This window comes from uncultured Algibacter sp., assembly GCF_947490405.1.
Taxonomy (GTDB): domain Bacteria; phylum Bacteroidota; class Bacteroidia; order Flavobacteriales; family Flavobacteriaceae; genus Algibacter_B.
Window position 1 is genome coordinate 675,294 of record NZ_CANLGU010000002.1, and the last position, 13,122, is coordinate 688,415.

Below are 13,122 nucleotides of genomic sequence, written 5' to 3' on the forward strand. Positions count from 1 at the left end.
AATATGAAAAAAGCAACCTTTGGATTAATTTTAATATTTCTCACTTTGTTTTCTTCTTGTAATAAAGAGAAAATTTTGGAACTAAATACTCGAATCGCTGAGCTTGAAATTCAAAATAAAAAACTCGTTGATTCGATTTCTAAATCGGCGTATAATAAAGTTTTAAATTCGAATATTATCGGGCTGACTGCTAAGTCTGAGTTTATTATACACGAAGAAAGTGAAGTGAAATTCTGTTTTAACTATCTTGAAAAGTTGCCGAATTATGATGTTTATACAACTACTAGGGATGGTAAACTTGATAAGCTGATTTACGAAAGCCTCACAGATAATGAATTCATATATAATTTTGTTCCAGAAAAAGTAGGAAAGTACAATATTAAGTTGGTAGCTGTTTTTAAAATTAATAACAAAGAAAATGAAGAAATACAGGTTCCAACAAATTTATATGTTAGCGTAAAATAATCAAAAGATTAAATAGACCTGACAGGTCTTATTGAAATCTCGCGTTTTAAATAAATTAAAGCGTATGAGTGCCCCTCCTTGGAGGGGTTAGGGGTGGGTTAATAGAACTAAAGCTTACAAAAAATAAGCTTAGGTTTAAAACTAAACCCCAGCAAACAAGTGCATTAGGGATTGCAGAGGAAAGCCCACAGCCCGACGAAGGAGGTGCGAGGACTTGGAACGGAAAGCCCGACCCGATAGGGAAATGCTCAAATAATAAAATAAAAAAAAGAATTAAAGTGAGCCATAAAAAATTTGAAACCGACGCGATAAGAACGCAGAGTGAACGCACTCAGTTTTCGGAACATTCTGTACCCCTGTACTTAACGTCGGGGTTTGTATTTGACGATGCGGAGGACATGAGAGCTTCTTTCGCGGAGGAAAAACAGCGCGATTTATACAGCCGATACAGCAACCCGAATGTAAACGAATTTGTAGATAAAGTGTGCGCGATGGAAGGTGCTGAGGCAGGATTTGCCTTTGCGAGTGGAATGGCTGCGGTGTTTTCAACATTCGCGACCTTGCTTGATGCAGGCGACCATGTGGTGTCTTGTAGCTCTGTATTTGGGGCAACCCACGGGTTGTTTACTAAGTACTTTCCCAAATGGAATATTGAATGTTCGTATTTTGGTATTAATGATGTTGAAGCGATTGAGGATTTAATACAGCCCAATACCAAGTTTATTTATGCAGAAACGCCAACAAATCCTGGGGTTGATGTTTTAGATATGGAAGCGTTGAGTGCTATTTGTAAAAAGCACGATTTGCTATTGGTGATTGATAATTGTTTTGCGACACCGTATTTACAAAATCCTATAAAGTTTGGGGCAGATTTGGTGATACATTCGGCTACAAAATTAATGGACGGCCAAGGGCGTGTTTTAGGTGGTGTTACGGTTGGTAAAGCGGACTTGATTCGCGAGATTTATTTGTTTTCTAGATTAACAGGGCCAGCTATGAGTCCGTTTAACGCATGGGTACTATCTAAATCGTTAGAAACATTAGCCATTCGTGTAGATAAACATTGTGAGAATGCTCTAAAATTAGCTGAATTTTTAGAAGCGCATCCTAAAGTAACATGGGTGAAGTATCCGTTTTTAAAATCGCATCCTAAATATGCGATTGCTAAAAAGCAAATGCGCTTAGGTGGTAATATAGTGGCTTTTGAAGTGGAAGGTGGTTTAGATGGTGGTAGAGCATTTTTAAATGCTGTAAAAATGTGTTCGCTTTCTGCTAATTTGGGTGATACGAGAACTATTGTGACGCATCCTGCAAGTACCACGCATGCTAAGGTTGAAGCCGATGTGAAAGCTGCTGCGGGCATTACGGATGGAATGGTGCGTTGCTCGTTAGGGTTAGAACATATTGATGATATTATTGCCGATATTGAGCAGGCTTTGTCTTAATTTTATAGGTGTATAGCATGTTTTTTCAAGGTTTTACAAAGAATTTTAAATTGGTTAACCAATTTAGAGGTTAAGTTACTATTTTTGTAAAAAACATGTTATGAAGCTAATAAAAATCATTTTTACATTTCTAATTTTTATAGCAATAATTAGTTGTAGTTCAGAAGATTCAAATGAAGAGAAAGCTGTAGAATTGAGTTTGTCTTCAGTTTCTGAATTTTCTGCAAACCAAGAAACACAATCACTTGCAGTAACTGCTAATTTATACTGGTATACTGAGAATAACAATGATTGGATTACCCTTACTCCAACAAACGGCACAAATAATGGAACTATAAATATTGCTGTGTCTTCAAACACAACGGAAGTTAAACGTACTGGAATAATTAGTGTTATAGGCGGAGATGTATCAAGAGATTTAACCATTACCCAGGCGGGAAAAGAGCCAAATACAGGAGGATTAGATGCTAGTAAAACACCTTCAGAAAATTTTGATTTATCTACTTGGAATTTAAGTATTCCAGAAGATAAAGGGAATGGTACAGCAACTACAATTACCGTTAGCCAGATTAATAATAATTATGAAAACAGTAACTATTTTTATACTGGTGATGATGGCGGCATGGTGTTTAAATGTCCAGTTGATGGTTTTAAAACTTCTGCTAATACAAGTTATGTAAGAGTAGAACTGCGTGAAATGTTAAGAGGTACTAATACAAGTATAAGTACGCAAGGTGTAAATAAGAACAACTGGGTTTTTGGTACTGCTTCAGAAGCTGATAAAAATGCGGCTTATGGTTATGATGGTGAGATGAATGCTACCGTGGCCGTAAATCATGTTACTACCACAGGAAATAGTAATCAAGTGGGTAGGGTAATTATAGGACAAATACATGCCAATGATGATGAGCCTATACGTTTGTATTATAGAAAGTTACCAGACAACTCGCTTGGATCAATTTACTTTGCTCATGAACCCACAGATGGTAATGGAAATGAACAATGGCACGAAATGATTGGATCAAGAAGTAGTTCTGCTTCGAACCCTACAGACGGTATCGCTCTTAATGAAAAATTTAGCTACCGTATTAGGACTGTTGGAGATGTACTTACGGTTATTATCTTTAGGGAAGGAAAAGATAACGTGGTTAAAACTATAAATATGGCCAGCAGTGGATTTAATATTGGAGGGCAATATATGTATTTTAAGGCTGGAGTTTATAACCAAAATAATTCTGGCGATGCAGACGATTATGTTCAAGCTACGTTTTATGACTTAGATAAGTCTCATACTACATTGTAACTTTATTTTGCAGACATTATACTTGAAACTGTTTTTTGCTAATTTGAAATAATAATCAGTTATCAAGTAATTTCTTTTTAACTATCTCGACTTACAATCTTAAAAAAAAATGATTGTGATATCTAGATATAAAAGCATTCTTATAATTCTTCTATTAGTTTGCTCAAGTCTTCAAAGTTTAGCCCAAACTAAATTCAAGGTAGAAAGTTTAAATTTCGAAGGCCTTAAAAAAACTAAAGCCAGTTTTTTAACCAGAATAGCAAAAGTAAAAGCAGGACAGGAAACGGATAGTGTTGTAGTAGTAACAGATATAGAACGTTTTAAACGTTTAGATGGTATTGCGTTTGCCGATTACAAAGTGGAATCTGTTGGTGATGCAGGCTATAAAATCACATATATAGTTGAAGAGAATTTTAGTATCATTCCTGGTATTAGAGCTGGACAAGCTGCAGATGATAGCTTTTCGTATAGATTTTCAGCATTTGAATTTAATGGATTAGGTAGAAATATAATTTTTGGAGGGTTTTTTAAAAAGGAAGTTTTTAATGCTTTTGGTGTGTTTCTAGAACACCCATATTTGTTTACAAACAAGTTAGGTTTAGGGATTAATTATATGGACGATAGTACGCAACAGCCTCTTTTTTTCGACCCTAATAATAGTGATAACGCCACAGATTATGTTTTTACCAACAAAGGTTTTGAAACCATATTATTTTATGAATTAAACTTTAACAACAGGTTTGAGTTTGGTGTAAGAACTTCTGAAGAAAGCTATGTGTTTTTGTCTGAAGATGATGCAGGTGTATCTAACGCAGCAGAACCAAACATAAGAAGAACAGCTTTTAGAGGTTCTCATGAATATGTAGATTTAGATATTGAATACCAGAATGTTTCCGGGTTTAGAAATCTTTTTGAAACAACTGTATTTAATAAAAGTAATACATTGCTACAAACAGATTTTATTATTAATAATACAATACAATATTTTAAAAGAATGGGCAGTAAGGGTAATTTTGCAAGCCAACTGCAAATACAATTTAGTAACCCTATAGAAAATAGTGCTTTCGCACCTTTAATTATAGATAACCAATTAAACACACGAGGTGTTGGGAATATTGTTGATAGAGGTTCTGCTATTGTTAGTTTAAACAGTGAATATAGACACACACTTTTAGAAAAAGGTTGGTTCGTTATACAAGGCAACAGTTTTATGGATGTTAGTGGTGTGCAACGACCAGATACTAATTTTAATGATGTCTTTTCAAAAAACACAACCCGATTTTATTCTGGTTTAGGAGTTCGCTTTATTCATAAATATATCTTTAATGCTGTTTTACGTTTTGATTATGGCATTAATTTAACAGGAAATGGAGGTAATGGATTTGTATTTGGGATTGGGCAGTATTTTTAAATGTTTCTGTAGTTTTATTGTGCAAAAACTAAATTATCTATATTAGCATAATGCTATCTAAAAAAACCAAATACGGACTAAAAGCCTTGACCTTCATCGCAAGAAGTGAAAGCGATATGCCTGTTCAGGTTAGTGTTATAGCAAAGAGTGAGCAAATTCCACAGAAGTTTTTAGAAGGTATTCTTTTAACTTTAAGGAAGTCTGGAATTTTGGGTTCAAAAAAAGGAAAACATGGTGGCTACTATCTAAGAAGTTTGCCTTCTGAAATAAAAATGACTGATGTTATGCGAGTTCTTGAAGGTCCAATCGCCATGGTTCCTTGTGTAAGTTTAAATTATTACGAAAAGTGCGACGATTGCCCTGACGAACATAAATGTAGTGTGCATAAACTCATGATTGAGGTGAGAGATAACACACTTAAAGTCTTTAGAAATACAACATTAGCAGATCTTTCTGGTATCTAATGATTAAAAGATTCACAGTTTACACGAAAACCCTGTAAGTTTTCTTCAATTTATCGTCAAAATACTTCATTATTCAAAAAAATAAGTTTGATAGTTTGTAGAGTGGAAAAAAGTATTACTTTTGTAATCCCTACTAAATTGATAGGATTAATATAAAATAACAACAAATGATAGCGCAAATGTTATTAAAGAGTAAACAAAAGTCCACTTACAAGGAAGATAGTGTTGGAGAAAAACCAATACGAAGTGTTGCTAAGGCTTTAAGTTGGAGAGTAGTAGGGACTTTAGATACTCTGGTAGTTTCTTATGTGTTAACTGGCGAAATTTCAGTTGCAGCATCCATTGCATCAGTAGATTTTTTAACAAAATTAGTATTGTACTTTTTCCATGAGCGTATTTGGAATGCTATAAAATGGGGAAAATAAATAGATAAGGTTATGTTTACAGACAATCAAATAGAAGCATTAAACAAAGACTTTGAAAAAGCTAAACCTTCTGAAATTATTCAGAAAGCTTTTGAGCTTAATAATAATGCTGTAGTTACAACTAACTTTAGACCTTATGAAGCTGCAATTCTTCATGCGGTAAGTAAAGTAGAATCAAACATTCCTGTGGTTTGGTGTGATACGGGTTACAATACACCTCAAACATACAAGCACGCAGAACAAGTGATTAAAGATTTGAGTTTAAATGTACATTTGTATGTTCCAAAACAAACGTCTTCCCACAGAGATGTGGTTATGGGAATTCCTAGTATTGATGCGCCAGAACACGCTTTGTTTACTGAGCAAGTAAAGTTAGAGCCTTTTAAAAGAGCCATGGAAGAGCATAAACCAAACGTGTGGTTCACAAATTTACGTCAAGGACAAACAGCTTTTAGAAACAGTATCGGTATTTTTAGCTTAAGTAAAGATGGCGTTTTAAAAGTGAGTCCGTTTTACTATTGGTCTGATGAAAAATTAGATACGTATTTAGAAGACAATAATTTACCTAACGAATTCAAATATTTCGATCCAACAAAAGCATTAGAAAATAGAGAGTGTGGCTTACACGCTTAAATAAGATATTATGAAGAAAGATACATCACATATCAATTCGCTCGAAAATGAAGCGATTTACATCATGAGAGAAGTAGCAGCACAGTTTGAAAAACCTGTATTGTTATTCTCTGGAGGAAAAGATTCAATTACTTTGGTAAGACTTGCAGTAAAGGCATTCTATCCTGCAAAAGTACCTTTTCCTTTAATGCATATTGATACAGGACACAACTTCCCTGAAACGATTGAATTCAGAGATCGTTTGGTTAAAGAATTAGGTTTAGAATTAATCGTAAGGAATGTGCAAGATTCTATTGATCAAGGTAAAGTAAAAGAAGAATCTGGGCGTTACGCTAGTAGAAACATGTTACAAACCACAACACTTTTAGATGCTTTAGAAGAATTTAAATTTGATGCAGCTATTGGTGGTGCACGTCGTGATGAAGAAAAGGCAAGAGCAAAAGAGCGTATTTTTTCAGTTCGTGATGATTTTGGGCAATGGGATGAGAAAAACCAAAGACCAGAATTATTTGATATGTTGAATGGTGAGATAGATCATGGTCAAAATGTACGTGTATTTCCAATTTCAAATTGGACAGAATTAGATGTTTGGTCTTATATAGAAAGAGAAAATATTGAAATTCCATCTATTTATTTTGCACACAAACGTAAGGTGTTCTTAAGAGATGGTATGATATGGTCTGCCGAAGACGGTGTGGTTTACAGAGATGAGGATGAAGAAGTAATTGAAGAAATGGTTCGTTTTAGAACTGTTGGAGATATGAGTTGTACAGCAGCTGTATTATCTGATGCGGTGTCAATTGATAAAGTAGTAGAAGAAATTAGAGATTCTACAATTTCAGAGCGTGGTGCAAGGATTGATGATAAACGATCTGAAGCAGCCATGGAAAAACGTAAACAACAGGGGTATTTTTAAAATGGTTAATAGTTGTTAGTTACTGGTTATTAGTAATTATCAGCATATAAATGTTCAAAAGAATAAAAAATAAGTTGTTGAATTTATAGGGAATGTGTGATAAATCAAAAACTAAAAACCAACAACCAATAACAAAAACATGGAAGTATTAAAAATAGCAACAGCAGGAAGTGTAGATGATGGAAAAAGTACGTTGATTGGACGTATTCTTTACGATACAAAGTCATTAACTACAGATAAGTTAGAAGCCATTGAGAAAACAAGTAAACAACGTGGATACGATTATTTAGATTTTTCTTTAGCTACGGATGGTTTAGTTGCAGAAAGGGAACAAGGTATTACTATTGATGTTGCGCATATTTATTTTTCAACAAAAAAGAAAAGTTACATTATTGCAGATACACCTGGGCATGTAGAGTATACTAGAAACATGGTAACTGGAGCTTCAACTTCGCAAGCTTCTATCATTTTAATTGATGCTAGAAAAGGTGTGATTGAACAAACTAATCGTCATTTCTTCATCAATAATTTATTGAGAATTAAAGATGTGGTTGTTGCTATCAATAAAATGGATTTGGTAGATTACTCTGAAGAAGTTTACAATAAGATTAAAGCTGATTTTTCTGAATTGATGAGTAAAAGAGATTATCAAGATCAAAAAATCACATTCATTCCTGTAAGTGCTTTAAAAGGTGATAATGTTGTAAATAAATCTGAAGCAATGCCTTGGTATGAAGGTGAAGCATTATTGGAACATTTAGAGCAATTAGACAAAGCTGATATTTTCAATGCTGGTACACCACGTTTTCCTGTGCAATATGTAATTCGTCCAAAAACGGAAGATTTTCATGATTACAGAGGCTATGCTGGAAAGGTATATGGAGGTGATTTAAGTGTTGGTGATGATATTATTGTGTTACCATCTAAAACACGTTCAAAAATTAAAGATATTTATTTCTATGATGAAAAGTATGAAACGGCTTCAAGACGTTCTTCGGTAACCATTACTTTGGAAAATGATATCAATGTGAGCCGTGGTGATATGATTGTAAAGGAGAATGATTTGCCAACTATTGATAAGCAATTTACTGCTAACGTGTGTTGGATGGATTCAGATCAATTAAACCCTGGAGGAAAGTATATTGTTCAACATGGTATTAATAAAGTATTAGCTAAAGTAGATAGAATCAATCATAAAATTAATCCTGACTATTCAGGTATTGAAAAGGATGTTACTGGTTTAGGTATTAATGATATTGCTTCAGTAACATTTAAATTGAATAAGCCTATTTTTTACGATCAGTTTAAAAATCATAGAACTAATGGATCTTTTATTTTAATTGATCCACAGTCAAATAATACGGTTGGAGCCGGATTTATCCAATAAAAAGAAAAAGAAGATGAGAAGTTTCGAAACAGAAATAGAAAATCCGATTGTCCAAAAAGACATTATCGAATTAGCTCAAAAAATTGAGTTATTCCATAACGGTAAAATCGACGAGGAAAAATTTAGAAGTCTGCGTTTAGCACGTGGTGTTTACGGTCAGCGTCAAGAAGGCGTACAAATGATTCGTATTAAAGTGCCTTACGGAAAGCTAAAGAGCAACCAATTACGCAGAATTGCTGCAGTATCAGATGAGTATTCTCGTGGGCGCTTGCATATTACTACGCGTCAAGATATTCAAATTCACTATGTGGATTTAAATAGAACGCCAGAGCTTTGGGCAGAGTTAGAAAAAGATGAAGTTACAGTTCGTGAGGCTTGTGGTAACGTGGTAAGAAACGTAACAGCTTCTGAAACTGCCGGTATTGATGTTAACGAACCTTTTGATGTATCGCCTTATGCAGATGCGTTGTATAAATTCTTTTTACGTAACGCTATCTGTCAAGAAATGGGACGTAAATTTAAAGTGTCTTTTTCTTCTACAGATGAAGATACAGGATTGTCTTATTTACATGACATCGGGTACATTGCGAAAATAAAAGACGGTGTGCGCGGATTTAAAGTGATGGTAGCTGGAGGATTAGGGTCTCAGCCACGTCATGCAGATGTGTTGTTTGATTTTGTAGAGACAGATAAAATTATTCCAATAATGGAAGGGGTTTTACGTGTTTTCGACCGTTACGGTGAGCGTAAAAGTCGTGCCAAAGCGCGCATGAAATTCTTATTAAAAGATATAGGGTTAGAAGCGTTTAGAGATTTAATAGCTGAAGAGCAAAAAGCGATTGAATTTAAAAGTGTCGCTATTGATGCAGATGCTTATGTAGCGTCTACGCCAGTTGAAATTACTGATATTCCTGAAGTAACAATTAAAGATCAACAAGCTTTTGAAACTTGGAAATCTACCAACCTAATTCCTCAAAAACAAGACGGTTATGTTGGTATTGGTATTAAAGTTTTATTAGGCGATTTTTATACTGATAAAGCACGTTTGTTAGCAGATTTAGTTGATACTTACGCTGCTGGAGAAGTGCGTTTAACATTACGCCAAAACATAGTAATTCCTTTTGTGAAAGAAGAATTAGTGCCATTTTTCTACGCTGAATTAGAAAAATTAGGTTTTGTGGAGGCAGGTTATAATAAAGCAGTAGATATAACGGCATGTCCTGGTACAGATACGTGTAACTTAGGTATTGCTAGTAGTACTGGTATTGCCGAAGAGTTAGAGCGTGTTATAAAAGCAGAATACCCTCAATATTTAAAAAATGAAGATCTTGTTATTAAGATTAGTGGTTGTATGAATGCATGTGGACAACACAATATGGCAAATATTGGTTTTCAAGGGATGACCGTTCGTACGCCAGATAAATTGGTAGCACCGGCACTACAAGTGTTGCTCGGTGGTGGTAACCAAGGTGATGGTAACGCAACATTTGCTGATAAAGTGGTAAAAGTACCAAGTAAAAGAGGTCCAGAAGCTTTACGTAGAATTTTAAATGATTTTGAGGCGAATGCTAACGGCAAGCAATTTGTAGAATACTACCAAGAAAAAGGTGAAAAGTATTTTTACGATTTCTTAAATGATTTACAAGATGCTACAAATTTAACGCAAGCCGATTTTATTGATTGGGGCGAAGAAGAAAAATACGTTAAAGAAATTGGAATTGGAGAATGTGCCGGTGTAGTTATCGATTTAATTGCAACGTTATTTTTTGAAAGTGAAGAAAAAATTGATAATGCAAAGCAATCTTTTGAAAACGGTGTGTATTCTGGAGCTATTTACTTAGCATACCAATCTTTAGTGAATTCTGCAAAAGCATTATTACTAGCAGAAAACAAGAAGACCAATACACATGCAGGAATTATAAAAGACTTTGACGAGTTATTTATTACCAGCGGAAAAATAGATTTAGGAACGTCTTTCTCAGAATTGATATATCAAATTAATAAATTTGCACCAACTGAGGATTTTGCTTCAAAATACATTGAAAACGCAAATCAGTTTTTAGCTAAAGTTAGAGCGTTTAGAGAAGCGCAACAAGAACTGGAACAAAAAGCGGTTTAAAAGATAAAATGAGTACAGTAACCCCAAAATTAACGGTTGTAGGTGCAGGTCCTGGAGACGAAGATTTAATAACGCTTAAGGCAATTAAGGCTATTGAATCTGCTAATGTTATTCTGTATGATGCACTTATAAACGAATCTTTATTAAAATATGCTTCCGAAGATGCGGAACTTATTTTTGTGGGGAAACGCAGGGGATGTTATGCTTTTCAACAAGAACAGATTAATGATTTAATTGTTTCAAAAGCTAAAGAAAAAGGGCATGTAGTGCGATTAAAAGGTGGCGATCCATTTATTTTTGGTCGTGGTGCTGAGGAAATTGATTATGTACGACAGTTTGGTTTACAAACATTTATGGTGCCTGGTATTTCCTCGTCAATGGCAGTACCCGCATATCAAGGTATTCCGTTAACAAAACGTGGTGCATCAGAGAGTTTTTGGGTAATTACAGGTACAACTAAAAAGCATCAATTATCAGGAGATGTGGCTTTAGCTGCAAAATCTACAGCTACGGTTGTAATCTTAATGGGTATGAGTAAGCTGTCTGAAATTGTTGCTATTTTTTCAAAAGAAAATAAACAAGATACCGCAATAGCTGTTATTCAAAATGGTACAAGGGCTAATGAAAACGTAGGCATTGGAACCATTAATACAATTGAAAAGATAGTAGAAGCGCAGCAACTAGCAAACCCAGCAATTATAATTATTGGAGACGTTGTAAAAGAAAGAGCAACTTTAAGCGCAATTTATAATGAGGTAAATCAAGGATAAATTATGGAACGTAATAATTTATATCCAATTTTTTTGAAAGCTAAAAGTTTAAATGTGTTAATTGTTGGTGGCGGTAATGTTGCAGAAGAAAAACTAACGTTCTTGTTAAAATCGAGTCCAGATGCGCATGTCACCATGGTGTCGCCTATGTTTCGTGAAGGAACAATAGCTTTAGCTAAAAAAGGTTGTGTAACGCTAGTTGATGATGTGTATCATAAAAAATATTTACAAGGAAAGCATATGGTTGTAGCTACGACAGATATACCCGATGTAAATGTACAGGTTTGGAAAGATTGTCGTGCAGAAGCTAAATTAGTAAATGTTGCTGATAACCCACCATACTGCGATTTTTATATGGGTGGTATTGTAACAAAAGGTAACGTAAAAGTAGCTATTAGTACCAACGGAAAATCGCCAACAACAGCAAAACGTTTGCGACAGTTTTTCGAGGATGTTATTCCAGAGAATGTAGACGATTTGGTAAAGAATTTAAACGAGTACAGAAAAACAATAAAAGGTGATTTTGAAGAAAAAGTGGAAACACTAAACGAATTCACAAAAGGATTAATAGAGAAAAAGTAAAAATAGATTAAAGACCTAGCAGGTTTTCAAAACCTGTAAGGTCTAAAAAATAAAAAAATGATAAAGACAGATATAATCATTATCGGTGCAGGTCCAACAGGATTGTTTACAGTTTTTGAAGCAGGATTATTAAAATTAAAATGTCATTTAATTGACGCATTGCCACAACCAGGTGGACAATGTTCAGAATTATATCCCAAAAAACCTATTTACGATATTCCTGGTTTTCCAGAAATTTTAGCAGGCGATTTAACAGATAATTTATTGGAGCAAGGAAAGCAATTTGAGCCTGGGTTTACCCTTGGTGAACGTGCTGAAACTGTTGAAAAACAAGAGGATGGTACGTTTATAGTTACGACTAACAAAGGCACGCAACACCAAGCGCCAGTGGTAGCTATTGCTAGTGGTTTAGGGAGTTTTGAACCAAGAAAACCACAACTTGAAAACTTGGCTAAGTACGAGGATAAAGGTGTGGAATACATGATTAAAGAGCCAGAAATGTACCGCGATAAAGATGTGGTTATTGCTGGTGGCGGAGATTCTGCTTTAGATTGGAGTATCTTTTTAGCTGATGTTGCAAAAAGTGTAACATTAATACACAGACGTAATGAATTTAGAGGGCATTTAGATTCTGTAGAAAAAGTTCAAGAATTAAAAAATCAAGGTAAAATTACGTTGATAACCCCTGCTGAGGTTACTGATATTTTAGGTGATGGTAAGGTTGAAGCTATAGAGATTACCAAAAAGGATGAAGCACCAATGCAATTAAAAACCGATCATTTTATTCCATTATTTGGGCTGTCGCCTAAATTAGGACCGATTGCGAATTGGGGCTTAGAGATTGAAAAAAATGCGATAAAAGTAAATAATGCGTTAGATTATCAAACTAATATCCCTGGTATTTTCGCCATTGGCGATGGTAACTATTACCCTGGAAAATTAAAATTGATATTGTGTGGCTTTCATGAAGCAACCATAATGTGTCAAGCGGCATATAAAATCATTAATCCAGGAAAGAAATTTGTGTTAAAGTACACAACGGTAAGTGGTGTTAATGGTTTTGATGGTACAAGAAAAGAAGCACCAAAAGCGGTTGTACAAGCTATAAATTAAAGTTTTGGCTTTTATTATAAAACTATCCCGCGTGTTTCTTTTAAAAACCGCGGGATTTATTATATAGTAAAACCAAATTATTCAGGTAT

The 13,122-nt window shown here is 34.5% G+C and carries 13 protein-coding genes; all 13 read left to right on the forward strand.

Annotated elements, in window-relative coordinates:
• The first annotated feature begins 3 nt into the window (after positions 1 to 3).
• The 13 genes from Q0772_RS06855 to Q0772_RS06915 all read left to right on the forward strand — a co-directional run bounded on the left by Q0772_RS06855 (position 4) and on the right by Q0772_RS06915 (position 13,033).
• Positions 4 to 465: a hypothetical protein gene (locus Q0772_RS06855; RefSeq protein WP_298341937.1), complete on the forward strand. Its 462-nt coding sequence runs from the start codon at positions 4 to 6 to the stop codon at positions 463 to 465.
• A 272-nt stretch (positions 466 to 737) separates the two neighbouring features.
• Complete coding sequence (locus tag Q0772_RS06860; RefSeq protein WP_298342442.1) at positions 738 to 1,910, forward strand: aminotransferase class I/II-fold pyridoxal phosphate-dependent enzyme; 1,173 nt, start codon at positions 738 to 740, stop codon at positions 1,908 to 1,910.
• Positions 1,911 to 2,010: 100 nt separating this feature from the next.
• Positions 2,011 to 3,213, forward strand: a complete 1,203-nt coding sequence (locus Q0772_RS06865) for a polysaccharide lyase family 7 protein (protein ID WP_298341940.1) — start codon at positions 2,011 to 2,013, stop codon at positions 3,211 to 3,213.
• Positions 3,214 to 3,322: 109 nt separating this feature from the next.
• Complete coding sequence (locus Q0772_RS06870; RefSeq protein ID WP_298341942.1) at positions 3,323 to 4,624, forward strand: outer membrane protein assembly factor; 1,302 nt, start codon at positions 3,323 to 3,325, stop codon at positions 4,622 to 4,624.
• 50 nt (positions 4,625 to 4,674) lie between these two features.
• A complete protein-coding gene (locus Q0772_RS06875; protein ID WP_298341944.1) occupies positions 4,675 to 5,088 on the forward strand; it encodes an Rrf2 family transcriptional regulator in 414 nt (137 codons plus the stop codon).
• A gap of 167 nt (positions 5,089 to 5,255) precedes the next feature.
• Positions 5,256 to 5,513 (forward strand): DUF2061 domain-containing protein, encoded by a 258-nt coding sequence (locus tag Q0772_RS06880; RefSeq protein WP_298341948.1) that lies wholly within the window; start codon positions 5,256 to 5,258, stop codon positions 5,511 to 5,513.
• Between the two features lie 12 nt (positions 5,514 to 5,525).
• On the forward strand, positions 5,526 to 6,146 hold the full coding sequence (locus tag Q0772_RS06885; RefSeq protein WP_298341951.1) for a phosphoadenosine phosphosulfate reductase family protein: 621 nt from the start codon (positions 5,526 to 5,528) through the stop codon (positions 6,144 to 6,146).
• A 10-nt stretch (positions 6,147 to 6,156) separates the two neighbouring features.
• Positions 6,157 to 7,062: a sulfate adenylyltransferase subunit CysD gene (cysD, locus tag Q0772_RS06890; RefSeq protein ID WP_298341954.1), complete on the forward strand. Its 906-nt coding sequence runs from the start codon at positions 6,157 to 6,159 to the stop codon at positions 7,060 to 7,062.
• 139 nt (positions 7,063 to 7,201) lie between these two features.
• Positions 7,202 to 8,449, forward strand: coding sequence for a GTP-binding protein (locus Q0772_RS06895; RefSeq protein ID WP_298341957.1), 1,248 nt, complete (start codon positions 7,202 to 7,204; stop codon positions 8,447 to 8,449).
• Between the two features lie 13 nt (positions 8,450 to 8,462).
• On the forward strand, positions 8,463 to 10,568 hold the full coding sequence (locus tag Q0772_RS06900) for a HEPN domain-containing protein (RefSeq protein ID WP_298341962.1): 2,106 nt from the start codon (positions 8,463 to 8,465) through the stop codon (positions 10,566 to 10,568).
• Between the two features lie 8 nt (positions 10,569 to 10,576).
• The gene (cobA, locus tag Q0772_RS06905) at positions 10,577 to 11,338 is read left to right on the forward strand and encodes a uroporphyrinogen-III C-methyltransferase (protein ID WP_298341964.1); all 762 of its coding nucleotides are present in this window, start codon (positions 10,577 to 10,579) and stop codon (positions 11,336 to 11,338) included.
• 3 nt (positions 11,339 to 11,341) lie between these two features.
• Positions 11,342 to 11,920, forward strand: coding sequence for a bifunctional precorrin-2 dehydrogenase/sirohydrochlorin ferrochelatase (locus Q0772_RS06910; RefSeq protein ID WP_298341966.1), 579 nt, complete (start codon positions 11,342 to 11,344; stop codon positions 11,918 to 11,920).
• Between the two features lie 57 nt (positions 11,921 to 11,977).
• On the forward strand, positions 11,978 to 13,033 hold the full coding sequence (locus Q0772_RS06915; RefSeq protein WP_298341968.1) for an NAD(P)/FAD-dependent oxidoreductase: 1,056 nt from the start codon (positions 11,978 to 11,980) through the stop codon (positions 13,031 to 13,033).
• Positions 13,034 to 13,122: the final 89 nt, after the last annotated feature.